At 67.1% G+C, this 26,166-nt stretch carries 24 protein-coding genes; 6 read left to right on the top strand and 18 right to left on the bottom strand.

Going from position 1 to position 26,166, the window contains the following annotated elements:
- Positions 1 to 89 precede the first annotated feature (89 nt).
- Positions 90 to 1,541, top strand: coding sequence for a sensor histidine kinase (locus MARPU_RS04455; protein WP_005220236.1), 1,452 nt, complete (start codon positions 90 to 92; stop codon positions 1,539 to 1,541).
- 76 nt (positions 1,542 to 1,617) lie between these two features.
- Here MARPU_RS04455 and ilvC read toward each other — a convergent pair whose 3' ends face one another.
- The 4 genes from ilvC to MARPU_RS04435 all read right to left on the bottom strand — a co-directional run bounded on the left by ilvC (position 1,618) and on the right by MARPU_RS04435 (position 6,275).
- Positions 1,618 to 2,634 (bottom strand): ketol-acid reductoisomerase, encoded by a 1,017-nt coding sequence (gene ilvC / locus MARPU_RS04450; protein ID WP_025275104.1) that lies wholly within the window; start codon positions 2,632 to 2,634, stop codon positions 1,618 to 1,620.
- A gap of 106 nt (positions 2,635 to 2,740) precedes the next feature.
- Positions 2,741 to 3,232, bottom strand: coding sequence for an acetolactate synthase small subunit (gene ilvN / locus MARPU_RS04445; protein ID WP_005220234.1), 492 nt, complete (start codon positions 3,230 to 3,232; stop codon positions 2,741 to 2,743).
- 31 nt (positions 3,233 to 3,263) lie between these two features.
- Positions 3,264 to 5,027 (bottom strand): acetolactate synthase 3 large subunit, encoded by a 1,764-nt coding sequence (locus MARPU_RS04440; RefSeq protein ID WP_051415128.1) that lies wholly within the window; start codon positions 5,025 to 5,027, stop codon positions 3,264 to 3,266.
- Positions 5,028 to 5,234: 207 nt separating this feature from the next.
- Positions 5,235 to 6,275 (bottom strand): PilZ domain-containing protein, encoded by a 1,041-nt coding sequence (locus MARPU_RS04435; RefSeq protein WP_005220232.1) that lies wholly within the window; start codon positions 6,273 to 6,275, stop codon positions 5,235 to 5,237.
- A gap of 234 nt (positions 6,276 to 6,509) precedes the next feature.
- On the opposite strand from MARPU_RS04435, the gene MARPU_RS04430 reads away from it, so the two are divergent.
- Positions 6,510 to 8,234, top strand: coding sequence for a proline--tRNA ligase (locus MARPU_RS04430; protein WP_005220231.1), 1,725 nt, complete (start codon positions 6,510 to 6,512; stop codon positions 8,232 to 8,234).
- 119 nt (positions 8,235 to 8,353) lie between these two features.
- Positions 8,354 to 8,869 carry a 3-hydroxyacyl-[acyl-carrier-protein] dehydratase FabA gene (fabA, locus tag MARPU_RS04425; protein WP_005220230.1) on the top strand — a complete coding sequence of 172 codons (516 nt, stop codon included), beginning with the start codon at positions 8,354 to 8,356 and terminating at the stop codon, positions 8,867 to 8,869.
- 49 nt (positions 8,870 to 8,918) lie between these two features.
- On the opposite strand, the gene MARPU_RS04420 is transcribed toward fabA, so the two are convergent.
- Together MARPU_RS04420 and MARPU_RS04415 are read right to left on the bottom strand one after the other, a co-directional pair.
- Positions 8,919 to 9,101: a YtxH domain-containing protein gene (locus MARPU_RS04420; protein WP_005220229.1), complete on the bottom strand. Its 183-nt coding sequence runs from the start codon at positions 9,099 to 9,101 to the stop codon at positions 8,919 to 8,921.
- Between the two features lie 158 nt (positions 9,102 to 9,259).
- The gene (locus MARPU_RS04415; protein WP_005220228.1) at positions 9,260 to 9,847 is read right to left on the bottom strand and encodes a YceI family protein; all 588 of its coding nucleotides are present in this window, start codon (positions 9,845 to 9,847) and stop codon (positions 9,260 to 9,262) included.
- 163 nt (positions 9,848 to 10,010) lie between these two features.
- Here MARPU_RS04415 and MARPU_RS04410 point away from each other — a divergent pair, with 163 nt between their 5' ends.
- Positions 10,011 to 10,592 (top strand): nucleoside deaminase, encoded by a 582-nt coding sequence (locus tag MARPU_RS04410; RefSeq protein ID WP_005220227.1) that lies wholly within the window; start codon positions 10,011 to 10,013, stop codon positions 10,590 to 10,592.
- Here the strand turns inward: MARPU_RS04410 and MARPU_RS04405 are convergent.
- Positions 10,565 to 10,945, bottom strand: coding sequence for a hypothetical protein (locus tag MARPU_RS04405; protein ID WP_005220226.1), 381 nt, complete (start codon positions 10,943 to 10,945; stop codon positions 10,565 to 10,567). The two genes, MARPU_RS04410 and MARPU_RS04405, sit on opposite strands and share 28 nt — an antisense overlap.
- 98 nt (positions 10,946 to 11,043) lie before the next feature.
- On the opposite strand from MARPU_RS04405, the gene MARPU_RS04400 reads away from it, so the two are divergent.
- Together MARPU_RS04400 and MARPU_RS04395 are read left to right on the top strand one after the other, a co-directional pair.
- Complete coding sequence (locus MARPU_RS04400; RefSeq protein WP_005220225.1) at positions 11,044 to 11,694, top strand: ankyrin repeat domain-containing protein; 651 nt, start codon at positions 11,044 to 11,046, stop codon at positions 11,692 to 11,694.
- A 33-nt stretch (positions 11,695 to 11,727) separates the two neighbouring features.
- Positions 11,728 to 12,021 (top strand): hypothetical protein, encoded by a 294-nt coding sequence (locus MARPU_RS04395; RefSeq protein ID WP_005220224.1) that lies wholly within the window; start codon positions 11,728 to 11,730, stop codon positions 12,019 to 12,021.
- Between the two features lie 160 nt (positions 12,022 to 12,181).
- Here MARPU_RS04395 and bamC read toward each other — a convergent pair whose 3' ends face one another.
- The 11 genes from bamC to nuoF all read right to left on the bottom strand — a co-directional run bounded on the left by bamC (position 12,182) and on the right by nuoF (position 26,166).
- On the bottom strand, positions 12,182 to 13,327 hold the full coding sequence (gene bamC / locus MARPU_RS04390; protein WP_232229497.1) for an outer membrane protein assembly factor BamC: 1,146 nt from the start codon (positions 13,325 to 13,327) through the stop codon (positions 12,182 to 12,184).
- A 121-nt stretch (positions 13,328 to 13,448) separates the two neighbouring features.
- Entirely contained in the window at positions 13,449 to 14,324 is an 876-nt protein-coding gene (dapA, locus tag MARPU_RS04385) for a 4-hydroxy-tetrahydrodipicolinate synthase (RefSeq protein ID WP_005220222.1), read from the bottom strand.
- 136 nt (positions 14,325 to 14,460) lie between these two features.
- A complete protein-coding gene (gene nuoN, locus MARPU_RS04380) occupies positions 14,461 to 15,903 on the bottom strand; it encodes an NADH-quinone oxidoreductase subunit NuoN (RefSeq protein ID WP_005220221.1) in 1,443 nt (480 codons plus the stop codon).
- Between the two features lie 89 nt (positions 15,904 to 15,992).
- The gene (locus MARPU_RS04375; RefSeq protein WP_005220220.1) at positions 15,993 to 17,570 is read right to left on the bottom strand and encodes an NADH-quinone oxidoreductase subunit M; all 1,578 of its coding nucleotides are present in this window, start codon (positions 17,568 to 17,570) and stop codon (positions 15,993 to 15,995) included.
- Between the two features lie 22 nt (positions 17,571 to 17,592).
- On the bottom strand, positions 17,593 to 19,599 hold the full coding sequence (gene nuoL / locus MARPU_RS04370) for an NADH-quinone oxidoreductase subunit L (RefSeq protein ID WP_005220219.1): 2,007 nt from the start codon (positions 19,597 to 19,599) through the stop codon (positions 17,593 to 17,595).
- Positions 19,600 to 19,746: 147 nt separating this feature from the next.
- Positions 19,747 to 20,052 carry an NADH-quinone oxidoreductase subunit NuoK gene (gene nuoK / locus MARPU_RS04365; protein ID WP_005220218.1) on the bottom strand — a complete coding sequence of 102 codons (306 nt, stop codon included), beginning with the start codon at positions 20,050 to 20,052 and terminating at the stop codon, positions 19,747 to 19,749.
- Complete coding sequence (locus tag MARPU_RS04360; protein WP_005220217.1) at positions 20,049 to 20,711, bottom strand: NADH-quinone oxidoreductase subunit J; 663 nt, start codon at positions 20,709 to 20,711, stop codon at positions 20,049 to 20,051. The genes nuoK and MARPU_RS04360 overlap by 4 nt, the downstream gene beginning before the upstream one ends.
- Before the next feature lie 47 nt (positions 20,712 to 20,758).
- Positions 20,759 to 21,250: an NADH-quinone oxidoreductase subunit NuoI gene (gene nuoI / locus MARPU_RS04355; protein WP_005220216.1), complete on the bottom strand. Its 492-nt coding sequence runs from the start codon at positions 21,248 to 21,250 to the stop codon at positions 20,759 to 20,761.
- A 16-nt stretch (positions 21,251 to 21,266) separates the two neighbouring features.
- Positions 21,267 to 22,301, bottom strand: coding sequence for an NADH-quinone oxidoreductase subunit NuoH (gene nuoH / locus MARPU_RS04350; RefSeq protein ID WP_005220215.1), 1,035 nt, complete (start codon positions 22,299 to 22,301; stop codon positions 21,267 to 21,269).
- A 7-nt stretch (positions 22,302 to 22,308) separates the two neighbouring features.
- On the bottom strand, positions 22,309 to 24,702 hold the full coding sequence (gene nuoG / locus MARPU_RS04345) for an NADH-quinone oxidoreductase subunit NuoG (protein WP_005220214.1): 2,394 nt from the start codon (positions 24,700 to 24,702) through the stop codon (positions 22,309 to 22,311).
- 180 nt (positions 24,703 to 24,882) lie between these two features.
- Positions 24,883 to 26,166 carry an NADH-quinone oxidoreductase subunit NuoF gene (gene nuoF, locus MARPU_RS04340; RefSeq protein WP_005220213.1) on the bottom strand — a complete coding sequence of 428 codons (1,284 nt, stop codon included), beginning with the start codon at positions 26,164 to 26,166 and terminating at the stop codon, positions 24,883 to 24,885.

Here is a 26,166-nt window from a genome sequence, read left to right as displayed (position 1 = left end):
TATGCGTTCTGTCATCGCGCACCCATCCGAGCCGCGATGGCAGGGCAACGACGCACCCCGGGGCGTCTGCCGTTTCCAGGAGAACGATCGTGCGCGCGCTGTTGTTCCTGGCGCTGAGTTATATCCCGCTGTGGATCCTGCTGCAGCAAGTACCGGGCTGGCCCGTTGCATCGCTCTGTGCGCCGGAGGCCGCCCTGACCCTGGCTGCGGTGGTGCTCGGCGGTCTGCAGGCCCTCCTGCTCCCCATCACCGCAACCCTGATCAGCGCACTGATCACCTGGCCGGAGGAGGCCGCCACCCGCCAGCTCGCCACGGCCTTACTGCCGCTGCCCCTCTACGGCCTGCTCGGACACTATCTGGCGCGCAGGCGACTGATGCTTGCGCCCTCGCTCAACGCCCTGCTGGCGATTGCCACCACGGCGCTGACCGTCATCGCCGTACAGAGCCTGCTCCAGCCCGACACCCTGACCGCCGAACCTGGCCAGGGCGGTGCCATCTTCGTCTCCTTGCTGGTCACCGCCGCCCTGTTCTCGTTGCGTCAACACCCTGAACACCATCCCACGCCACCACCACCGGCACAGGATACGGCCCGCGCCACCCTCGGGCTGGCGCTGCTGTTGGCCTTGTTGAGCGCGCCATTGAGCGCTCACGGCATCGCCGCGCTGCTGCCGCTCCTGGGCCTGCTCGCGCTGCCGCTGGCCGCCGCACTCGGCCTCGCGCTGGGGCCACGCGCGGCGCTGGCGATGCTGTGCGGACTCGAGCTGCTCGCGCTGATGCTGGCCGGCGCACTCGGTACACCGGCACTGACCCCGCTCTATCAGGCGATACTGGTACTGATCGGCGGCGCACTGCCGCTGGCGATCAACCAGCTGCGGCTGCACGTCGAGACGACCACGGCGACGATCGGACTGGCTCGGCGCTACGACGAGGAACGGGTGGCACACGGGCGCGCCGCTCACCGACTCGCCCGCTCCCTGCACGACGACCCGATGCAGTTGCTCACCGCCGCCGCGCTCACCACCCAGCGTCTCGCGCGCGAGAGCGACGATCCCTCGCGCGAAACACTGCAACGCGTCCATCAACTGATCGATCACGCGATCGCCTCGATGCGCGGCGTCTGCGCTCGACTCAGCCCGCCACTGCTGCACGAATTCGGCCTCGCCGAGGCGTTGAACCGCCAGGTGCGGAGTAGCGCCATCAGCGACGAGCCACCGCTGCTCGAACTCGATGCCGGACCCGCAGTGGTCTCGGGGTCGACTCGCATCCTGCTGTTCGACACCCTGCAGGCACTGCTCGAGCACTATCGGCTGGCGCGCATCCGCTTCACCACAGGAGACGACGACGGGTTGTCGATCATCCTCGACATTGCCGCCCCTGGCAGCGCGGCCGACTTGCCACGCACCACGCTCGGCCAGATGCTCGAGCTGCGATTGCAAGCGCTCGGCGGTGAGCTGCGGCTGGCAGCGAATGGCATGAAGATCAGGATAGAGGTGCCACCACGAGCCTTGCTCGCGGATGCGCTGGACGAGCGTCCGGGATGAGGGGCCGCCCGCGCCCTGACGGGCACGGACGCGAGCGAGACCGACCAGGATGGCCGGTCCCGACGGGGGGGGGCGATCAGTTGCGGGTCTTGTCGACCAGCTTCTGCTCGCGGATCCAGGGCATCATCTCGCGCAGACGCTCACCCACTTCCTCGATCTGGTGCTCGGCGCCGATACGACGCAGGGCCTTGAGCGAGGAGGCGCCGGCCTGGTTCTCGAGGATGAACTCCTTGGCGAACTGACCCGACTGGATCTCCTCGAGCACACGCTTCATCTCGGCCTTGGACTCGGCGTTGACGACGCGCGGACCACGGGTGAGATCACCGTACTCGGCGGTGTTGGAGATCGAGTAGCGCATGTTGGCGATGCCGCCCTCGTAGATCAGGTCGACGATCAGCTTGACCTCGTGGAGGCACTCGAAGTAGGCCATCTCGGGAGCATAGCCGGCCTCGACCAGGGTCTCGAAGCCGTTCTGGATCAGCGACACCAGGCCGCCGCAGAGCACCGCCTGCTCACCGAAGAGGTCGGTCTCGCACTCCTCGCGGAAGCTGGTCTCGATGATGCCGGCGCGGCCGCCGCCGTTGGCCGAGGCATAGGCCATGGCGATGTCGCGGGCCTGGCCGGTGGCGTCCTGGTAGACCGCGATCAGGCTCGGCACGCCGCCGCCCTGGGTGTAGGTCGAGCGCACCAGGTGACCGGGGCCCTTGGGCGCGATCATGATGACGTCGAGGTCCTCGCGCGGCTCGATCTGACCGAAGTGGACGTTGAAGCCGTGGGCGAAGGCGAGCGCCGCACCCTGCTTGATGTTGGGGGCGATCTGGTCGCGGTAGAGCGCGCCCTGGTGTTCGTCGGGGGCGAGCACCATCACCACGTCGGCACCGGCAACAGCCTCCTCGATCGACTTCACCGCCAGACCGGCGTTGGCCGCCTTGACCGCCGAGGCCGAACCCTCGCGCAGACCGACGGTGACCGAGACGCCGGAGTCCTTGAGGTTGTTGGCATGGGCGTGGCCCTGCGAACCATAGCCGATGATGGCGACCTGCTTGCCCTGGATGAGGGACAGATCGGCGTCTTTGTCGTAGTAAACGTTGATGCTCATGGGTGTGGATCCTATCGGATGGTGATATCCGCGCGGCGACGGATATGGAAGCGGAAGGCGTCCGGGCGATGCCGCCCGGACGCCACATGGATACCGGAGGCTAGATGGTCAGACCCTTCTCGCCACGGGAGATCCCGGTCGGCCCGGAGCGCACGACCTCGATGATCAGCTCCTCGGCGACGGTATCGATGAAGGCGTCGAGCTTGTGGGTCGCCCCGGTCAGTTCGATGACATAACTGGTGTCGGTGACATCGATGATCTTGGCGCGGAAGATGTCGACCAGACGCTTCAGCTCCTCGCGGTCACGCCGCTCGGCGCGCACCTTGACCAGCATCATCTCGCGCTCGATGTGCGGGCCCTCGCAGAGATCGAGCAGCTTGACGGTATCGACGAGCTTGTTGAGCTGCTTCTTGATCTGCTCGACGATGTCGTCGTTGCCGGTGGTCACCAGCGTCATGCGCGAGAGCGTGGGATCGTCGGTCGGAGCGACGGTCAGGGATTCGATGTTGTAGCCACGGGCCGAGAACAGCCCGGCAACACGCGACAGCGCGCCCGCCTCGTTCTCCAGCAACACGGCGATGATGTGTCTCATGTGATCTTCTCGTCTTGTGTCGGCGCGGCGCTCAGGCCAGTTCTCGATCGGACAGGCTCGGCGAGAGCTGCATCTCGTGCTGGCCCTTGCCGGCGGCGATCATCGGATAGACGTTCTCCGTGGGATCGACCACCACGTCGAGGAACACGAACCGGTCGGTCATCGCGAACGCCTCCTGCATCGCCGACTCCAACTCCTCCGGGCGCTCCACGCGCATGCCGACATGACCGAAGCTCTCGGCGAGCTTGACGAAGTCGGGCACCGCGTCGACATAGGAGTGCGCGTAACGGCCGTCGTAGAAGAACTCCTGCCACTGCCGCACCATGCCCATATAGCCGTTGTTGAGCAGGATCACCTTGATCGGCAGGCCGTACTGCATGCAGGTGGCCAGCTCCTGGATGCACATGAGGATACTCGCCTCGCCCGAGACACAGGCGACCTGGGCGTCGGGATGACCGAGCTGGACGCCGATGGCCGCCGGCAGGCCGAAGCCCATGGTGCCGAGCCCGCCGGAGTTGATCCAGCGCCGCGGCTTGTCGAAGCCGTAGAACTGGGCCGCGAACATCTGGTGCTGACCGACATCCGAGGTGAGGTAGAGATCGCCCTTGGTGACCTTGTGCAGGGTCTCGATGGCGAACTGCGGCTTGATCGTGCTGCTGGTGCGATCGTACTGGAGACAGTCGAGCGCGCGCCACTGTGCGATCTGCTCCCACCAGGCGGCAAGCGCCGTGTCGGTGCCCGGAACCGCCGGCTGCTCGCGATAGAGCCGCAGCATCTCCTCGAGCACCTTGCCGACCTGACCGACGATGGGCACGTCGACCTTGACGTTCTTCGAGATCGAGGAGGGATCGACATCGATGTGGACGATCTTGGCGTTGGGACAGAAGTGCTCGATCTTGCCGGTGACGCGGTCATCGAAGCGCGCGCCGACGGCGATCAACACATCGGTCTCGTGCATCGCCATGTTCGCCTCGTAGGTCCCGTGCATGCCGAGCATGCCGAGGAACTGACGATCGCTCGTCGGATAGGCACCCAGCCCCATCAGTGTACTGGTGATCGGGAAGCCGGACTCACGCACCAGCTCGGTGAGTTGCCCCGAGGCCTCGCCGAGCACCACCCCGCCGCCGGTGTAGAACACCGGCCGCTTGGCCGCGCGCATCAGCTCGACGGCGCGGCGGATCTGCCCCGAGTGGCCCTTCTCGATCGGGCTGTAGGAGCGCATCCGCACCTCGCGCGGATACGCATAGGGCACCTTGATACCGGGGTCGGTGACATCCTTGGGGATATCGACCACCACCGGACCGGGTCGCCCCGAAGTGGCGATATAGAAGGCCTTGCGGATGGTCAGCGCCAGCTCGCGCACGTCCTTGACGAGGAAGTTGTGCTTGACGCAGGGCCGGGTGATGCCGACGGTGTCGACCTCCTGAAAGGCATCGCTGCCGATCACCGGGGTCGGCACCTGACCGGTGAGCACCACCATCGGGATCGAGTCCATATAGGCGGTAGCGATCCCGGTGACCACGTTGGTCGCGCCCGGCCCCGAGGTGACCAGGCAGACGCCGCACTTGCCGGTGGCGCGAGAATAGCCATCGGCGGCATGGGCCGCGGCCTGCTCGTGACGCACCAGGATGTGACGCAGCGCGCCGTGACGGAAGAGTGCGTCGTAGATGTGCAGGACGGCACCGCCGGGATAGCCGAATACGCACTCGACGCCCTCGTCGGCCAGTGCCTGGACGACGATCTCGCCGCCGCTCAACAGCGGTCCAGACGGCCCCTCGGCCGCGTCCGCGCCCATTTCATCCGGCTCCACTGACAGTGTCACCTCTACGACCTCCGATCACCTACCTTGATACTGCGACACTCGACGGAGCACATACGCGCCCCGCGACCGGAAGCGGCCGAACGGCACGGGTCCGGGGTCGATACCAGGGAACAGGTGAAATTGGTTGAAAAGGGATCGAAATTACAGGCATACCGAACGGGGGTCAAGCCAGGCCGGGATTCAGGTCACCCGCCCACCGCGCAGCGGGTTGTCGCGCACGCTCGGTACCCCGTAGGCCTGATCGTGGACGTCCTGCAGCAGCCCCAGCTCCTCCCAGGCATCCTCCGGCCAGCCACCGGGCTCGGCGTACTCACCGATGATCAGCTCCTGGAAACGCAGATCGAAGGCCTCGGAGTCCCCCCAGACCAGCGCCAGATAATTGAGCGCATCGGGATAGCGCGCCTCGAGCGTCGAGCAACTATCGGTCGAGGGCGGCACCACCTCGCTGGGGCTTGCCAAGTGCGCGCCACGCAACCAGTCCGGCGCCTCGGCGTAGCTCGACGCCGGGGCCTTCCAGTCGCTCGGCAGCTGCTCGAGGAGCAACTCGACGAGCTTCTTGAGCATCGGACGCGGGTGCTCGATCGCGAACCTCAACGAATAGAGCGCCGGCCAGTTGCCATCGGCCGCACGCGCGATCGTCACCTCGCGCACCCGCGCGCGCAGCCGCAACGAGGGCAGATCGCCATCGCCCCGGATCACCAGGCGGATGCTCTGATCCACCGCATAGGACTCGAAGGCGCTCAGCGTCACCTCGCCACTGACGACCTGCTTGAGGGTGTGGCGCATGTCGCTGGCGTCGGCCATGGTGATGTTGAGTTCGCGCACCAGCGCCGGTCCATCGACGCCATCGCGCGGACAGAGCATGTTGAGCAGCTTCTCGAGCCGGGCCTGGCTGCGCGGCGACAGGCTCTGGAAACGAACCGCGACCTGATAGCGTCCGTCGGCAAGACGCTGGGCGCGGGCGAGTTCGGCCTCAGCGGTGATCTGACCGCCACCGGTCCAGGGTAGCAGCAGGGTCAGGGGGCCGGCCTCGCGGGTCGGCAGCTGGCCATCGAGCGACTTGCCACTGACGATGAAGCGCGCCCCGCCCCAAGAGAGATCCTGGTTCAGCGCCGAGACGGGCTGGTCACGCCCCGGCAACCTGACCTTGATGGGGATCTCGGCGCTGATGCGTGCCTGGGTGCGGCGCTCGTGGAAACTGGACTCTGCGTGTTTACTCATCGGAGAGATCTGGCTGCGTCGGTACACGGCCACCAACAAGGGCCGCGGCTCATGATTATCCGTTCAAGTATAGATTGCACGTCCTGTGCGAAACGCGCTCAGCTCGACACAATGACCAAGGTGCCGGCCAGAGGCAAGCACTCGCAGACAACCGCCCGGCAGCCCGGCGCCCCCGTTGTGCTCGCCACCGTTGCACCCTAAACTCGCGTATTTCACGTCCTGGCCCCTTGCCCAATGCGCACATCCCAATTCCCCCTGCACACCGTCAAAGAAACCCCCGCCGACGCCGAGATCGCCAGCCACCAGTTGATGCTGCGCGCCGGCATGATCCGCAAGCTCGCCGCCGGCCTCTACACCTGGCTGCCGCTGGGGCTACGGGTGCTGCGCAAGGTCGAGCGCATCGTGCGCGAGGAGATGGATCGCAGCGGCGCGCTCGAGGTCTCGATGCCGGCGGTGCAGCCGGCCGAGCTGTGGCAGGAGTCGGGGCGCTGGGAGCAATACGGCCCGGAGCTGCTGCGACTGCGTGACCGTCACCAGCGCGAGTTCTGCTTCGGCCCGACCCACGAGGAGATCATCACCGACCTGGCACGCAGCGAGATCAAGAGCTACAAGCAGCTGCCGGTCAACTTCTATCAGATCCAGACCAAGTTCCGCGACGAGATCCGTCCCCGCTTCGGGGTGATGCGCGCGCGCGAGTTCCTGATGAAGGACGCCTATTCCTTCCATCTCGATGACGACTCGCTCGATCGGACCTACCGCGAGATGCACGCCACCTACAGCCGCATCTTCACCCGCTGCGGGCTCGACTTCCGCCCGGTACAGGCCGACAACGGCAGCATCGGCGGCAGCGCCTCGCACGAATTCCACGTCCTCGCCAGCTCCGGCGAGGACGCCATCGCCTTCTCCGACGCCAGCGACTATGCCGCCAACGTCGAGCTGGCCGAGGCCGTGGCGCCGCGCGCCGAGCGCCCCGCACCGGGTGAGGCGGCGCGCCTGGTCGACACCCCAGACACCCGCACCATCGCCGATCTGGTCGAGGGCTTCGGGCTGTCGATCGAGCGCACCGTCAAGACCCTGGTGGTCGCCGCGGCCGAGGACAGCGAGGCCGAGCTGGTCGCGCTGGTGGTGCGTGGCGATCACGAACTCAACGCCATCAAGGCCGAGAAGCTGCCCCAGGTCGCCAGCCCGCTGCGCATGGCCAGCGAAGGCGAGATCCGTGACGCGATCGGCGCAGGCCCCGGCTCGCTCGGTCCGCGCGAGCTGCCGATCCCCTGCATCGTCGACCGCGCGGTGGCGGTCGCCGCCGACTTCGCCGCCGGCGCCAACAGCGACGGCAAGCACTGGTTCGGGCTCAACTGGGAGCGTGACCTGGCGCTGCCCGAGGTCGCCGACCTGCGTAACGTGGTCGAGGGCGACCCCAGCCCCGACGGCCAGGGTACCCTGACCATCGCCCGCGGCATCGAGGTCGGCCACATCTTCCAGCTCGGACGCAAGTACAGCGAGACGATGAAGGCCACCGTGCTCGGCGAGGACGGCCGCGCCACGGCCATGACCATGGGTTGCTACGGCATCGGCGTCTCGCGCGTCGTCGCCGCCGCCATCGAGCAACACCACGACGACAAGGGCATCTGCTGGCCGGCGCCCATCGCCCCCTTCGAGGTCGCTCTGGTGCCGATGCGCATGGGCAAGTCCTACCGGGTGAGAGAGACCGTCGAGCAGCTCTACGAGACGCTGCGCGCGGCCGGTGTCGACGTCCTGCTCGACGACCGCGACGCCCGCCCCGGATTCATGTTCGCCGACATGGAGCTGATCGGAGTCCCGCACCGCATCGTCGTCGGCGACAAGGGCCTCGATCAGGGCATGGTCGAGTACAAGGGCCGCTGCGACGCCGAGATGCAGCTCGTCGCGGTCGATGCCATCGTCGACTTCATCCGCGAGCGGTTGCAGCCGAACGCCTGATCCAGCGACGGGGCGAGCGTGCCCCGTCGCCCCCGACGGCCCGTCCCGGCGCCGTCCCCGAGCGGCGAGGCCGACGACAGGCCTCGCCCCCGCCCATTCCTGACAGCAGAATCACGATCATGACCAAAGAAGCCTCCTTCGACAGGGAAGAACTCCTCGCCTGCGGCCACGGGGAGATGTTCGGCCCGGGCAACGCGCAGCTGCCTGTGCCCAACATGCTGATGATGGACCGCATCCTGCGCATCGCCGACTTCGGCGGCGCCAATGGCAAGGGCGAGATCCTCGCCGAACTCGACGTCAACCCCGATCTCTGGTTCTTCCAGTGTCACTTCCCCGGCGATCCGGTGATGCCCGGCTGTCTTGGACTCGACGCACTGTGGCAGCTGGTCGGTTTCTACCTGGCCTGGATCGGCAACCCCGGCCACGGCCGCGCGCTCGGCGTCGGCGAGGTCAAGTTCACCGGACAGGTGCTGCCCGAGGCGAGCAAGGTCACCTATCACATCGACATGAAGCGGGTGATCTCGCGCAAGCTGGTGCTCGGCATCGGTGACGGCATCGTCCAGGTCGACGGTCGCACCATCTACACCGCCAAGGACCTGCGCGTGGGGCTGTTCACCTCGACCGAAGGGTTCTGATCGGCTGACACGCCGCCGGACGACACGCGTCGTCCGGCGGCGGATGAAATCAGGCGGGCTGCACGGGTGCCGCCGCGACCACGGCAACGCCCGGCAAGGGGTTCGACACCGCGCCCTCGAGCGACTGGGCGCCGGAGTTGCCGGAAAGCAGGTGCGGGATCAGGAAATAACCCACCGCGACACCGCTGATCGCACCGATCACGGCACCCAGCAGGATGGCATACCACTTCATGATTGAACGAACCTCGTCACACTCGCAACCGCGCCCCAGGGCACCATGCCCCGGGGTCTGACCCCACGCATCGACAGGCTTTCGATGCGCGGCTCGGCCGCGTCTTCCCGAGTGTCCGAACTCACCACGGACAAGTCAAGCGACACCCCCGGAGCGGCTCACTCCGGCTGAGCAACGAAGGTCGCGACAAAGCTCACCGGCACCGCCCGGGCGATACGCTCGAGCCCGGCGATCTCGCGCAGCCGCTCCACCCCATCGCTCAACCCGAACTTCTCCGCATCGACGATCAGCGGCTTGGTCGTGGCCACCATCAGCGTCGTTGCATCGAGTCTCGCCACCTGCATGCTGATGGTCATCGGCTGGGTCTCGCCGTGTAACGACAGTCGCCCCTCGGCGATCAAGGGCATCAGCGCCCCGACTTCGAGCCCAGCGAGCTGCACGGGATCGACCTTGGCCTCGAGCACCGCCTCGCGATAGTCGGCGGTCTCGAACAACATCTCGCGCATGCGCTCGTTGCGGATCGGGATCAGTGTCTCGACGCTGTCGAGCATCAGCGTCACGGTGACATCGCCCTGCTCACCGACCACGCCATGCACCTCCTCGAAGGTGTTGATCTCGGCGACATCGCCCGACTTGATCGAGACGAAGGCCAGGTGCGAGCGCTCGGGGTCGAGAGTCCAGTCGGCGAGTGCCGGAGTCGCGGCGAGCAGGGCGCTACAGCCCAGTGCAAGGATCGAATGACGCATTCGTAACGCTCCCTATGCAGAGGATCTTGGGTCCAGGCACCGCCAGAGGCGACGCGATCAGGGAGAGAAGTTATGGGCGGCTGGCGAAATTCAAGCCCCGGCCTTTCTCGACGACACAGGCCATGTCAGCATCCCTGCACCACCACCAGCGCAGACATGTCGCATGCAAGCGATCCATATCACCCACCCCGACTGGTTGAACGAACTCCTCGCGACCCGCGCCACACCCCTGCCCGACCCCGAGGCACAGATGGCGCTGGTGCTCACCCTGGCCGAGACCAATGTACGCCAGCGTAGCGGTGGCCCCTTCGGCGCGGCGGTGTTCACACGCGCCGATGGGCATCTGCTCGGCGCCGGGGTCAACCGCGTCACCGCCAGCCACTGCTCGCTCGCCCATGCCGAGATGCTGGCGCTGGCGAGCGCCCAGCAACGGCTCGGCGACGACGACCTGGGACGCGCCTGCCGCGGTGGTTGCGTGCTGGTGAGCAGCGCCGAGCCCTGCGCTATGTGCATGGGCGCGATCCCCTGGAGCGGGGTCGAGGCACTCTACTGCGGGGCTCGCGACAGCGACGTGCGCGCGATCGGTTTCGACGAAGGGGACAAGCCCGTCGACTGGGTGGCGCGCTATGCACAACGCGGAATCGCGGTCACCCGCGACCTGCTGCGCCCACGCGCGATTGCCGTCCTCGCGGCCTATGTCGCCAGCGGCGGCGTACGCTACGGCCCTGCCACGGCGTCGGGCTGAGCGGGCGCGAGCAGCATCCGCTCGACGTCGGCAAGACGCACCTCGATCCCGTCGAGGGTACGAAAGCGCCGCCCCTCGACCGAACCACGGCGCGCCAGATAGCGGATCTCGGCGCCGCTGGCGACATTGAGCACCCGCACCTCGACCACCTCGCGCGCCTGCCGCCAGTCATACAGCAGATAGAACCCACTCGCCCCGAGCATGACCAGCAGCAGTCCCGTCGCCGCCCAACGCAGCGCGCGCGGGGGCAGACCCAGACGCACGCCCGGAACCGACTCGCCCCGCCAGCGCGCGCGCACCACCAGATAGGCCCCAGCGATCACCGCCAGGGTCAGCACCAGCTTGCCGATCATCGTCCCGCCCCCATGTCCTGACACACGGCTTGCACCCTCCCGAGGGCAGGCCTTACCATCAACCGAGCCTTGTCGCCGGCGATCTCGTCCATCATCCGATGCATCGTTTACTGCCTATCCTGTTCGTTGCCGTGCTCGGCGCCTGTAGCGAACCACCACCGCCGACACTCAATCTGTTCCGCGCACTCGAGGTCGGCGATCTCGATCAGGTCAAGCGCCACCTCTACTGGGAGGACGAGACCGACCGCCCCGACGCCACCGGCGACTACCCGTTGCACATCGTCGCTCGCACCAATCGGGTCAGCATCGGTCGCGCCCTGCTCGAGCACGGCGCCGACCCCGAACGGCGCAACGGCGCCGACCAGACCCCACTCGAGATCGCGCTGGCCAACGGCAAGATCCTCTTCGCGCAGATGCTGATCGAGGCCGGCGCCACCTTCGACCCTCAGCGACTACTGCTCGAGCAGGCCGCCACCGGCAACGCCGACCGCGACGTCCACACCTTCCTACTCGAACAGGGCGCGGTCATCGACCAACCCGACGAGCAGGGATGGACCGCGCTGCACCTGGCCATCGCCGGCGGCCATCTCGACGCCGTCTCCCGACTCATCGACAATGGCGCCGACGTCAACCGCGTCGACGGCAAGGGCCGTCTGCCACTGGAACTGGCGCGCCAACCCGGAATCGGCCCGGACGCCGGAACCATCGAGCGGTTGCTGCTGCGCAATGGTGCGCGCGCAAACCGCTGAACGCGGTCCATCATCAGCAAGGAGATTCAATCAATGACCGAAACGGTCGAAGACCTGTCCGTCAGCTATGTCGAGGACGGGATCGAAACCACGCAGCAACTCGACAAGGTGATCCTCTCCAAGGGGAGCTGGACGACCATCGTCTTCCGCTATCGCGACTGGGACCGCGCCAAGAACTGCTACGGCCCGGACAAGTTCACCATCCGCCGCTATCAGAAGCGCAGCGGCGAGTATCGACAGCAGTCGAAGTTCAACATCTCCAGCCGCGCCCAGGCGCAGTCACTGGTCGACGCCCTGCAGGGCTGGCTGACCGACGCCGAGGACTGAGGCGCGCGGACGGACATCGAGGCCGGCAACCGACACCAGGCGCCGGCCCGCCTTGAGGCAGACGACCGCGGTCGGACATCGTGCGCCGAGACAGACGCCGGGTTGCCGTAAAACGGCAACCCACGGGCAACACCCGGACTGTCAGTCACCGGCCTTGTCGTCAGCGGATCTCGGCCTGCAGCAGACCGAGGATACGCTCGGCGCTGGCCGAGTCGTCGATCCGCCCCTTGTCGTCGAGCACCCGGACGCGGGATTTCTGGGTATCGCCCTCGACCTGGATCAGGTACTGACGTACCCCCTCCTCCGACTCGCCCTTGCCGCGCCAGAAGGCCAGACGCGAGAACATGCCGCGCTTCTCCTCGCCCTCGACCGCACGCCCGCCCTCGCCGCCGTAGCGAACGTAATAGAGCCCTCGGCTCTGGTCGCGATCCTCGACCGCGAAGCCGGCGCGATCGAGCGCCGAGCCGGTCAGGCGCCAGGCACGCCGGAACTCCTCGTCGATCGCCAGCACCTGGACACCACCGTCCTCGGTCAGTCGCGCCCGCTGCGGCGCAACCGTATCACCGCCCGCGGCGACCACCGTCGCGGCACGCTGCGTCGAGGCACCGAGATAGATCATCAGCCGACGCAGCATCTCGGCCTCCTTGCCGGCATCACGGCCACTGGGCTCCCACACCGTCCCGGCACTGTCGCCGAGGGCGTTGGTGACCAGCTTCTCCTCCATGCCGCGATGACTGAGATGGACATCGGTGGTGCCGGCGCCGGTGCCGCGCTCAATGCGCACCCGGTACTGATCGCGCGTCGAGGTGGCGTAGACCCCCTCGACCACCTTGCTCAGCATGCGGGTGACGAAGTCCTTGCGGATCTCGGCGCGGTTGTCGAGCCAGTCGGTGCGCATCACCCCGACAGCGGGGTTCTGGTCGAGCAGCAGGATCCCCTGCTCGCGCCAGAAGGCGACGACCCGCGACCACACCTGCTGCGGCGAACCCTCGACCTCGAGCCAGCGCTCGTCACCGCGACGCTTGAGTTCGACGTCGGCGACCTCGGGCAGCACCTCCGAGGAACCCGAGGCGGCGATCCGTGCCCGCGCCGCGCGCGAGCCGGAGTATTCGGAATAGGTGGTGGTACCGGCCACGACTCCGGGCACGTCGAGCGCGTCGTCGAAGCTGCTGCCGACCAGGTCCGGCGGAACTTCGAGGTTCTCACCGGCCTCGCGCTGCTTCTTGTAGGCGAGACGCTGGTCGGGCAGCGCGTCGTTGACGGCAGACATGCTGCAGCCGGCCATCAGGGGGACCAGGATCGCCACGGCACAGACACCGGGCAGCCAAAAACTTGCTCTCAACGTCAGCAACCTCTCAGTGGAGTTGGGGGACGCGTGGGCGCCGGCCGGGGTGGTGCCGCAGCGGCCCCCGGCCCAGGCGTGACGATCAGAGGATGCCGGCCCGCTCCATGGCGGCCCTGACACGTCCGTGATATTCATCGGAGAGCCAGGTCAACGGCAACCGGATCCCGCGCGGACAGCGCCCCAGTTCGGAGACCGCCCATTTTACCGGGATCGGGTTGGACTGCACGAACAACTCGGCATGCAGACCGGCGAGGGGCTGATCGAGGGCGACGGCCTGCTCGCGCTCTCCGGCGAGCGCCGCGGCGCACATCGCCTGCATCTGGCGCGGAGCGACATTGGTCGTCACCGAGATCACCCCGTCACCGCCGCGCAGCATGAACTCGCAGCCGGTGGCGTCATCGCCGCTGTAGAGGGCGAAGTCCGGGCCACAGCTCGCGCGCACGGTCTCCAGCCGGGCGAGATCGGCGGTGGCGTCCTTGATGCCGACGATGTTGTCGATCGCGGCCAGGCGCGCCACCGTCTCGTCGTGCATGTCGCAGGCGGTACGCCCGGGGACGTTGTAGAGGATCTGCGGCAGGTCGACCGCCTCGGCGATCGCCTTGAAATGCAGATAGAGCCCTTCCTGCGTCGGCTTGTTGTAGTAGGGGGTGACCAGCAGCGCGGCCTCGGCCCCGGCCGACTGGGCGCAACGAGTCAGCGCGATGGCCTCGCGCGTCGAGTTCGCACCGGTACCGGCGATGACGGGGATGCGCCCGGCGGCGAACTCGACACAGCGGCGGATGACCGCACAGTGCTCATCCTCGTCAAGGGTGGCCGATTCGCCGGTGGTACCGACGGCGACGATCGCCGTGGTCCCGGACTCGACATGCCAGTCGATGAGCGCGCCCAGGCTCTCTTCATCGACCGTGCCATCGGCGTGCATGGGCGTGACTAACGCAACGATGCTGCCGCGTAACATGCGTGGACTCCATTAGAGCAAAGCGGCCATGGTAGCTTGCGCGAACGCGTCGAGACAACCGGTGCACCCTGCCTCATGGTCACGGGACGGGGAATGTCGAGTTCGCGCGCCGGCGTTCACCGGCGCACGCGCCAGATCAGGCGCCGAAGACCGCCTGGCAGACGGCCAGCAGGCTCGCCGGGAAGATCCCGAGCGCGAGCAGCGCCAGCCCGTTGAGCGACATCGCCACCCGCACCCCGCCACTGCTGACCAACGCCGGCGCATCCTCCTCGGGCTTGTCGAAGTAGATGTAGCGCACCACCCGCAGGTAGTAGAAGGCACCGATGATCGAGAAGACCACCGCCACCACCGCCAGCCACACGAAGCCGATACGCACCACCGCCTCGAGCACCAGCAGCTTGGCCATGAAACCGACCAGCGGCGGCACCCCGGCCATCGAGAACATCACCATGGCCATCATCGCCGCGTACCAGGAGTCGCGCTCGTTGAGTCCCTTGAGGTCCTCGATGCGCTCGGCGTCGAAGCCCTTGCGGCTGAGGATGATAAGGATGCCGAAGGCACCGGTGGCCATCACCGCGTAGGTGATGGTGTAGAACATCGCCGCGGCATAGCCCTGCTCGGTGCCAGCGAGTAGGCCGAGGAAGATGAAGCCGACGTGCGAGATGGTCGAGTAGGCGAGCATCCGCTTGATGTTGCGCTGGGCGATGGCCACCAGATTGCCCAGCCCCATCGACAACACCGCGAGGATCAACAGCATGCCCTGCCAGTCGGCCTGGAGGCTGCCCAGGCCGTCAACCAGCAGACGGATGGCAAGCCCGAAGGCGGCGATCTTCGGCGCGCTGCCGAGCAGCAGCACCACCGGGGTCGGGGCGCCCTCGTAGATGTCGGGCACCCACATGTGGAAGGGCACGGCGCCGAACTTGAAGCCGATGCCGATGACCATGAACACCAGACCGAAGACCAGGACCTTGTTCTCCATCCCCTGGCTGGCGAGCGCCTCGGCCACGGCGCCGAACTCGACCGAGCCGGTGGCGCCGTAGACCATCGAGATGCCGTAGAGCAGCATGCCCGAGCCCAGGGCGCCGAGCACGAAGTACTTCATCGCCGCCTCGGCCCCGCGCGAGGAGTCGCGATCGAAGGCGACCAGCGCATAGAGACTCAGCGCCAGCAGCTCGAGACCGAGATAGACGGTGATGAAGCTGTTGGCCGCGACCATCACCAGCATGCCGAGCACCGCAAACAGCCCGAGCATGTAGAACTCGCCGACCAGCATGTCGCGATCGCGCAGCCAGGGACGGGCGTAGATGAACACCAAGAGGCTGACCACCAGGATCGCCCCCTTGAGCAGATCGGCCAGCGAGTCGCGCACGACGTTGCCGTCGAACACCAACTCGGTGGCACCGCCACCAACCGCACCGGTCAGGGCAACGGCGGCTACCAGACCGATCAGGGTCAGTCCGTGGATCACCTCGCGATGACGTTCAGCGATGTAGAGATCGACCACGAGCACGATGGCGGCGGTGAGCAGCACCGCGATCTCGGGCAGGATCGGCAAGAGGTTGGCGGCGTCGAAGTGCATGTGAATCTTCCAGTGAGAGTAGATCCGCGTTCGCGGCGCCCGGGGCGGGGGCGGTGCTCAACCGCCCCGGACCTGCACGCGACAAGGGGTCAGGGTTGGACGACGGTGGCCAGCGGCTCGGGGCGCGCGAGCACACAGGCGCCGATCTCGTCGGCCGGCAGCTTGCAGGTGGTCACCTGGGCGACCAGATGCTCGACCGAGGTGTGCATCACCTCGAGCAGCGGCGCCGGCCACAGACCGAGCGCCAGCACCGCCGCGGCGAGCACGCCGAGGTTGAGCGCCTCACGACGGTTGAGGTCGGTGAGCGCCGCGACCTTGTCGTTGGCCACCGGGCCGAACACCACCCGTTTGATCATCCACAGGGTATAGGCCGCGGCGAGGATCAGGGTGGTGGCCGCCAGCAGCGCCCACCAGAAGTTGGCACGGAAGGTGGCGAGGATCACCATGAACTCACCGACAAACCCAGAGGTGCCCGGCAGCCCCGAGTTGGCCATGGCGAAGTAGACGAAGAAGGCGCCGAACCAGGGCATGGTGTTGACCACGCCGCCGTAGTCGGCGATCTCGCGCGAGTGCACCCGGTCGTAGAGCACGCCGACACAGAGGAAGAGCGCGCCGGAGATGAAGCCGTGCGAGATCATCTGCACCATGCCGCCCTCGACGCCCATCACCGCACCGGCACCGGCCGTGGAGTTCTGCACGATGGCGAAGACGATGAAGAAGCCGAGGGTGACGAAGCCCATGTGGGCGATCGAGGAATAGGCGATCAGTTTCTTCATGTCGCGCTGGGCGAGAGCGACGAAGCCGATGTAGACCACCGCGATCAGCGACATGGCGATGATCAGCCAGGCGAGCGCGGCGCTGGCGTCCGGGGCGATCGGCATCGAGAAGCGGAGGAAGCCGTAGCCGCCGATCTTGAGCATGATCGCCGCCAGCACCACCGAGCCGCCGGTGGGCGCCTCGACATGGGCGTCGGGCAGCCAGGTGTGCACCGGGAACATCGGCACCTTGACCGCGAAGGCGAGCAGGAAGGCGATGAAGATCAGTGTCTGCGCGGTCATCCCCAGCTCGAGGCCGTGGAAGTCGAGGATGCTGAAGCTGTCGGCCTGGAAGTACATGTAGATCAGCGCGACTAGCATGAACACCGAGCCGAAGAAGGTGTAGATGAAGAACTTGATGGTCGCATAGACCCGGTTCGGCCCGCCCCAGACCCCGATGATGATGAACATCGGGATCAGCATCGCCTCCCAGAAGACGTAGAAGAGCACCGCGTCGAGCGCCGAGAACACGCCGATCATGACGCCTTCCATGATCAGGAAGGCGGCCATGTACTGGCTCGGCTTGTAGCTGATCACCTCCCAGCCGGCGATCACCACGAAGATGGTGATGAAGGTGGTGAGGATGATCAGCGGCATCGAGATGCCGTCGACCCCGAGCGCGTAGTAGACGTCGAAGGTCGGGATCCAGGCCACGCGCTCGGCGAACTGCATCTCGGCGGTGCCCGGATCGAAGCCGAACCACAGCCACAGGCTGGAGACGAAGGTGAGCACGGCGAAGCCGAGTGCGGTCCACTTGGAGGTGGAGGCCGACCTGTCACCACTGGCCAGCACGGCGATACCGCCGACGATCGGCAGCCAGATGAGCAGCGTCAGCAGCGGAAACTGATACATGCGGGGCGTCTCCCTGTGCGCGTCAGAGGGTCACGAAGATCGTCATCAGGCCGACCAGACCGACGATCATCGCGATAGCGTAATGGTAGAGATAACCGGTCTGCAGCAGACGCAGCACGCCGGCCATGCGGCCCACGCTACGCGCCGAGCCGTTGACCATACCGTCATCGATCAGCGCCCGGTCGCCACGGCTCCAGAAGGCCTGACCGAGCAGCTGCGCGCCACCGGCGAGGAAGCGCTGGTTGAAGTCGTCGAAGCCGTACTTGTTCTGCAGCAACCGGGTCAGCGGCCCACCGAGGGCGAGCAGCTTGGCGTCGATGTCGGGCTTGCGCGCGGCGACCACCCACCAGATCAGCGCAGCGAGCACCAGGCCGCCGAGCGCAAGCATCAGCGTCGGGGTGCCGAGCGCGTGCATCACGAAGGCGCTCTGGCCGTGCCAGTGCTCGCGCAGGTGCGCCAGGGTGTCGTGCTCGGGGGCGACCATGATCGGGCTCCAATCACCCGAGGCGAACCAGTCGTTGATCAGCATCGGCTCGATCGCGAACCAGCCGATGAACAGCGAGGGGATGGCCAGCATCACCAGCGGCACGGTCACCACCCAGGGCGTCTCGTGCAGGTGCTCGCGGGTGTGCTCGTCCATCCGCGGCTTGCCGTGGAAGACCAGGAAGTACATGCGGAAGCTGTAGAGCGCGGTCACCAGCACGCCGAGGGTGAGCAGCACCGAGGCGTAGCCACCGCCGAAGATCGCCGTCTCGTTGACCGCAGCGATGATCGCGTCCTTGGAAAAGAAGCCGGAGAAGCCGGGGAAGCCGATCAGCGCCAGCGAGCCGATCAGCGCGGTGATCCAGGTGATCGGCATGAACTTGCGTATGCCGCCCATCTCGCGGATGTCCTGCTTGTGGTGCATCGCGATGATCACCGAGCCGGCGGCGAGGAACAGCAGCGCCTTGAAGAAGGCGTGGGTCATCAGATGGAAGACGCCGGCGGCATAGGCCGAGGCGCCGAGCGCGGTGATCATGTAGCCGAGCTGGGAGAGCGTCGAGTAGGCGACCACCCGCTTGATGTCGTTCTGCACCAGACCGATCAGCCCCATGAAGAAGGCGGTGGTGGCGCCGATGATCAGCACGAAGCTCAGCGCCGCCTCGGAGAGTTCGTAGAGCGGCGACATCCGCGCGACCATGAAGATACCGGCGGTGACCATGGTGGCGGCGTGGATCAGCGCCGAGATCGGGGTCGGACCCTCCATCGAGTCGGGCAACCAGACATGGAACGGCACCTGTGCCGACTTGCCCATGGCGCCGATGAACAGCAGCACGCAGATCAGGGTCATCAGCGAGATGCCGCCGAACAGCGCCACCTCGGTGTCGGCCAGCCCTGGGGCTGCGGCGAACACCTCGGCGTAGTCGAGGGTGCCGAAGTACATCGCCACCGCGGCGATGCCGAGGAGGAAGCCGAAGTCGCCGACACGGTTGACCAGGAAGGCCTTGAGGTTGGCGAAGATCGCGCTCTCGCGGGTCGACCAGAAGCCGATCAGCAGATAGGAGACCAGACCGACCGCCTCCCAGCCGAAGAACAGCTGCATGAAGTTGTTGGCCATCACCAGCATCAGCATCGAGAAGGTGAACAGCGAGATGTAGCTGAAGAAGCGCTGGTAGCTGTTGCGCCCGGTGAGCGCACCCTCGGGCCAGTTGTGCTCGTCGTCGGCCATGTAGCCGATGGTGTAGATGTGCACCATCAGCGAGACGAAGGTCACCGTAGCCATCATCATCGCGGTGAGCTTGTCGACCAGGAAGCCGACCTCGAAGCGCATGCCGTCGGAGACCAGCCAGGTGTAGACGGTGCCATCGAACACCGCCTGCTCCGCCCAGATGAAGCGTCCCAGCACCCACAACGACAGGAGTGTGGAGAGGCCCACGCCGGCGATGGTCACCGAGTGCGCACCCACGCGGCCGATCTTGCCGCCGAAGAAGCCGGCGACGATGGCGCCGACCAGGGGCGCGAGCACGATGGTCAGGTAGACGTTTTCCATCTTGATTTCTGCTCTTTCGCTCTATTTGCCGTGTCCACGGGTGCCGACCGCGGTGAGGCGGCGGTGCCCGAGGGCCTCCGCGCGCCGCCGCGCGCGCCGCAACGACGATTCCCAGGGACCGCCGGCGCCTCGGCGCCCGCGCGCGCCCTACCCTTTCAGGACGTCGAGATCCTGCACATTGATCGACCGCCGGTTACGGAACAGCACCACCAGGATGGCCAGTCCGATCGCCGCCTCGGCGGCCGCGACGGTGAGGATGAAGAAGACGAACACCTGTCCCGTGATATCTCCAAGGAAGTGCGAGAAGGCCACGAAGTTCATGTTCACCGCCAACAGCATCAGCTCGATGCACATCAGCAGCAGGATCAGGTTCTTGCGGTTCAGGAAGATCCCGGCCACCGAGATCGAGAACAGCAGACCACCGAGGATCAGATAGTCGGAGAGCGCGATCATGCGGACCCTTCCTCTTGCGATTGTGCAACACCCCGCGCGCCCTGCTCCTCGCGCAGCCCGGCCGTGGAGACCTGCGAGACCAGGCGCACCCGGTCCGGACCCTTGCGCACCTCGACCTGGTGCTTGGGATCGACATACTTGGTATCGGGACGCTTGCGCAGGGTCAGGCGGATGGCGGCGATGATCCCCACCAGCAGGATCACCGCGGCCAGCTCGAAGGGATAGACATGGGCGGTGTAGAGCAGCATCCCGACCTCCTCGATGTTGGAGGCCTCGGCCGGCGCCGCTGCCGGTGCCGGGAACTGCTCGGCGCCGAAGTTCGCCGGCCCCACCACCAGCAGGATCTGCGCGGCCATCACCACCGCGATCACCGCGCCGAGCGGCAGATAGCGGATGAAGCCCGCGCGCAGCGTCGCCAGGTCGATGTCGAGCATCATCAGCACGAACAGGAACAGCACCATCACCGCGCCGACATAGACCAGCACCAGCACCAGCCCGAGGAACTCGGCCTCGAGCAGCAACCAGAGCGCGGCGCTGGAGAAGAAGGCGAGCACCAGATAGAGCACCGCGTGCACCGGATTGCGCCGCGTCACCACCATCCCCGCCGCCGCCAGGGTGATGGCGGCGAAGACGTAGAAGAGAAACTTTTCAAAGCCCATGGTTGATCCCTAGTCTCCTGGATGCGCGACGCGGCGCGTGATCCCGTTCATCGATAGGGCGCATCGGCCGCCCGCGCCGCGGCGATCTCGGACTCGTACTTGTCGCCGATCGCCAGCAGCTTGTCCTTGGTCATGATGTGCTCACCGCGATTCTCGAAGTGATACTCGTAGACCCCGGTCTCGACGATCGAGTCGACCGGGCAGGACTCCTCGCAGAAGCCGCAATAGATGCACTTGAACAGATCGATGTCGTAGCGCGTGGTGCGCCGCGAGCCGTCCTCGCGCGGTTCGGCCTCGATGGTGATGGCCAGCGCCGGACAGACGGCCTCGCACAGCTTGCAGGCGATACAACGCTCCTCCCCGTTGGGATAGCGACGCAGCGCATGCAGCCCACGGAAGCGCGGCGAGATCGGCGCGCGCTCCTCCGGGTACTGGACCGTGAACTTGCGTTTGAACAGATAACCGCCGGTGACCCGCATCCCCCGGAACAGCTCGACCAGGAGCAGGCTCTGCACATACTCTCGCGCGTGTTTCAGCATCTCGCCTCCTCCACAATCACGCCGACCACCACGGCGGCAGCCGGTAGACCACCGCCAGCGCCACGACCAGGATCCACACGATCGTGATCGGGATGAACACCTTCCAGCCCAGGCGCATGATCTGGTCGTAGCGGTAGCGCGGGAAGGTCGCGCGCAGCCACAGGAACAGGAACATGAAGAAGCCGGTCTTCAACGCGAACCAGTGGAAGCCGTCGTCGAGCAGCGCCACCCCGTCGACCCAGGACTGCGGCAGCGGCGACAGCCAGCCACCCATGAACAGCACCGCGGTCAGCGCCGAGATCAGGATCATGTTGGCGTACTCGGCGAGGAAGAAGACCGCAAAGGCCATCCCCGAGTACTCGACGTGGAAGCCGGCGACGATCTCCGACTCGCCCTCGGCGACATCGAAGGGCGCGCGGTTGGTCTCGGCCACGCCCGAGATCAGATAGACCCCGAACATCGGCAGCAGCGGCAGCCAGTACCAGGTGAACAGGTTACCCGCCTGGGCCTCGACGATGGCGCCGAGGTTGAGACTACCGGCGGCCACCAGCACCCCGACCAGGGCAAAGCCCATGGCAATCTCGTAGGCGACGATCTGCGCCGCCGAGCGCATCGCGCCGAGCAGCGCGTACTTGGAGTTGGAGGCCCAGCCGGCGATGATCACGCCGTAGACCCCGAGCGAGGTCAGCGCCAGCACATAGAGCAACCCGGCGTTGATGTCCGAGAGCACCAGCCCGGCGTCGAAGGGGATCACCGCCCAGGCGGCCATCGCCGGGCCGATGGTGATCACCGGGGCCATCAGAAAGAGCGCCTTGTCGGCCTTGGAGGGGATCACCACCTCCTTGAGCAACAGCTTCAGCGCGTCGGCGATCGGCTGCAGCAGGCCACGCCAACCGACCCGGTTGGGGCCGATGCGGACCTGGATATAGCCGATCACCTTGCGCTCGGCATAGGTGTAGTAGGCCACCAGCAGCAGCAGCGGGACCAGGATGGCGGTGATCTTGAGCAGGATCTGCATCACCACCGGGAGGCTGTTCCACAGTTCGATCATAGTCGCATCATCCTCTCTGGGCGCCGGCGGCGGTGATCTCGATCGGGCCGATCTGCGCGCCGAGCCGCTCGCTGCCCGCGACCGCGGCCGGCACCCAGGCACACCCCGGGGCGAGCCGTGCATCGTGCCGCACCTCGCAGTCGAGCGTCTGGCCGTCCTGGGTCAGGGTCGCCTCGGCGCCCTCCTCCAGCCCCAGCGCGGCGGCCCGCTCCGGGTGCAGATAGAGCGCGAAGGCGGCGCGCGGCATGGCGGTGCGCTGCAGCGCCGGGGCGCGTCGCACCAGGGCATCGAGCGCATAGATCGGTACCCCGCCGACCCGCACCAGCCCGCCCTCGGCGAGACGCGCCTCGAGCGTGCCGAGCGCCGCGCGCGCGGCGTTGTCATGCACGGCCTCACCACAGCACTCGGCGAGTTCCTCACGGACCCCGGCGGCGCTGACATAGTCGAAGCCGCGCAGATCGAGCAGGTTGCCGAGCACCCGCAGCACCTTCCAGCCCGGGCGCGCCTCGCCCGGGGGCGCCACCGCGCCCTGGAACGACTGCCAGACGCCGGCGGCATTGACGAAGGTGCCGGAGGTCTCGGCGAAGGCGCCGATCGGCAGCAGCACGTCGGCGCCCGCCTCCAGCGACGGCGAGCGGAAGGCCGAGCAGGCGACGACGAACTCGGCCTGCTCACAGACGGCCATCGCCCGCGCCGGATCGACCAGATCGCGATCGGGCTCGACGCCCCACAACACCAGAGTGCGCGGCGCCTCGGCGAGCATCGCATCGAGCGCGCGCCCGGGCTGCTCCAGTGCGACGCCACCGGCGCCGACCTGGGGCAGCGCCCCGGCGAGATGGGCGCCGACGCTGTTGGCCGCCGGCGGCAGCCAGCCGAGCGCACAACCGCTGGCCGTGGCGATGGTCTCGGCCAGGGCGCGGATCAGTGCGTAATCGGGGTGGGCGACGGCGAGCGCGCCGAGCGCGACCAGACCACCCTGCTCGGCCTCACCGGCACGCAGCAGCTCGGCGAGCGCGCGCTGCGCCTCGTCGGGCTCGGCGGCGGCGATCAGCGCCGCGCCCGCGCCCTCCGGCGCACAGCCGAGCGCCTTGGCGATCGCCGCCAGTGCCGCGGGCAAGGCCGCTGGATCGACCACCAGCTGGGTGGCGGCGTGATTGAGTTCGAGTTCGAGCGGATTGACGCAGCCGACCCCGGCCCCGGCGAGCGCGGCCTTGCGGATACGGTGGGCGAGCAGCGGCTGCTCCTGGCGCAGGTCGCTGCCGATCACCAGGATCGCGCGCCGGGTCTCGAGTTCGGCGATGGTGCAGCCGAGCCAGGGGCGCAGCGGCGCCACCGCGTCGTCGCGGAAGTCCTGCTGACGCAGTCGGCTGTCGATGTCGGCGACGCCGAGTCCACGCGCCACCCGCTGCGCGAGATAGAGTTCCTCGAGGGTGGCGTTGGGTGCCAGCCACCAGCCGGTGGTGGCCGGATCGGCGGCCTTGAGCCGCTCGGCCACCAGGGTCATCGCCTCGCCCCAGGCTACCGCCTGCCAGGCGCCGTCGCGCTTGATCATCGGCTGGGTGAGGCGGTCGGCGGCGTGCAGGCCCTCGTAGCTGAAGCGGTCGCGATCGGCGATCCAGGTCTCGTTGACTGTCTCGTTGTCGTTGGGGTGGACCCGCAGCACCTGGTCGCGACGCACGTGCAGGCGCAGGTTGGCGCCGACTCCGTCGTGCGGGGAGATGCTGTCGCGACCGGTCAGCTCCCAGGCGCGGGCCTGGAAGCGATAGGGCTTGGAGGTCAGGGCGCCGACCGGACAGAGGTCGATGACATTGCCCGAGAGTTCGTGCTCTACGGCGACCGCGGTGAAGGTGCCGATGCGCATCGTCTCGCCGCGCCCGGTGGCGCCCAGCTCGCGCACCCCGGCGATCTCGGCGCCGAAGCGCACGCAGCGGGTACAGTGGATGCAGCGGGTCATCTCGGTGGCGATCAGTGGGCCGAGGTCTTCGTCCTCGACCACCCGCTTGCGCTCGCTGTAGCGCGACACATCGCCGCCGTAGCCCATGGCCACGTCCTGCAGCTCGCACTCGCCGCCCTGATCGCAGATCGGACAGTCGAGCGGGTGATTGATCAGCAGGAACTCCATCGTGCCCTCCTGGGCATCGATGGCCTTGGGCGAGCGCGTCTGAACCGTCATCCCGTCACTGACCGGGGTCGCGCAGGCCGGCACCGGCTTGGGGAAGGGACGACCGCCGGCCTCGGCCTCGACCAGACACATCCGACAGTTCGCCGCAATGGACAGCTTCTTGTGATAGCAGAAGCGGGGAATGGTAATGCCCTCACGGTCGGCGACCGCGATGATCATCTCCCCCGGCGCTGCCTCACAGGCACGGCCGTCGATCTCGATGGTGATCTTGTCCGTCATTAAGGTCTCTCGATCGGCACCAGTGACGCGGCCTCCAGAGGGCCGCATTGAGACGCCCGAGGTGCACTCGCTACGGGGCGCCAGGATGTCCGCCGCAGCGGACACCGTCTGCTCATGGATTCACGGTCGGCGGCGGCGCGGCCGCCCGCCGACAGAGGATGGCTCGATGGGCGCGGCCGCTCAGGCGACCATGCTGCGTCCGTGTTCGATCAGGTACGCGAACTCGTGCCGGTAGTGCTTGAGGAAGCTCTGCACCGGCATCGCCGCGGCATCGCCGAGGGCACAGATGGTGCGCCCGCCGATCCGGCCGGCCACGCTCTCGAGCAGCTCCAGGTCCTCGGCGCGCCCCTGGCCGTCGAGGATGCGTTTGAGCACCCGCGCCAGCCAGCCGGTGCCCTCGCGACACGGCGTGCACTGGCCGCAGGACTCGTGCATGTAGAAGTGCGAGAGGTTGTGCAGCACATGCACCATGCAGGTGCCCTCGGCGATCACGATCACCGCCCCCGAGCCGAGCATCGAGCCGGCCTTGGCGATGGAGTCGTAGTCCATGTCGGTCTGCATCATGATCTCGCCCGGCACCACCGGGACCGAGGAGCCACCAGGGATCACCGCCTTCAGCGGACGACCATCGAGTACGCCCCCACACATTTCCAGCAGATCGCGGAAAGGCGTGCCGAGCGGCACCTCGAAGTTGTTCGGACGATTGACGTGGCCACTGACCGAGAACAGCTTGGGACCGCCGTTGTTGGGCCGTCCCTGCTCGAGGAACCACTGCCCGCCACGCTCCAGGATCACCGGCACCGAGGCCAGCGATTCGGTGTTGTTGATGGTGGTCGGGCAACCGTAGAGGCCCTGCTGGGCGGGGAACGGCGGCTTGTAGCGCGGCTGCCCCTTCTTGCCCTCGATCGACTCGAGCAGCGCGGTCTCCTCGCCACAGATGTAGGCGCCGGCGCCGCAGTGGACATAGAGATCGAAGTCGACCCCAGAGCCGAGCAGGTCGCGCCCCAGCAGCCCGGCCTCATAGGCCTCGCCGAGCGCCTCCTCGAAGCGCGCGATCGGTTCGTAGAACTCGCCGCGGATGTAGTTGTACCCGGCGGTGGCGCCGATGCAGTAGCCGGCGATGGCCATGCCCTCGATCACCTGGTGCGGGTTGTAGCGCAGGATGTCGCGGTCCTTGCAGGTGCCCGGCTCGCCTTCGTCGGAGTTGCAGACGATGTATTTCTGCCCCGGTGCGGTGCGCGGCATGAAGCTCCACTTCAGCCCGGTGGGGAAACCCGCGCCACCGCGTCCACGCAGATTGGAGCGCTTGACCTCTTCGATCAGGTCATTGGGATCGGGGCGCTCGCGGAGGATACGCTCCCACTGGACATAGCCGCCGACGCTGCGATAGGCCTCGAGACTGTGCCGCGTCGCGGCGTCGAGGTGCATGGTGCGAAAGCATACGGTGTTCTGGTTCTCGACCAT

Source organism: Marichromatium purpuratum 984 (genome assembly GCF_000224005.2).
Classification (GTDB): domain Bacteria; phylum Pseudomonadota; class Gammaproteobacteria; order Chromatiales; family Chromatiaceae; genus Marichromatium; species Marichromatium purpuratum.
This window is presented reverse-complemented; position numbering and strand designations above follow the sequence as displayed.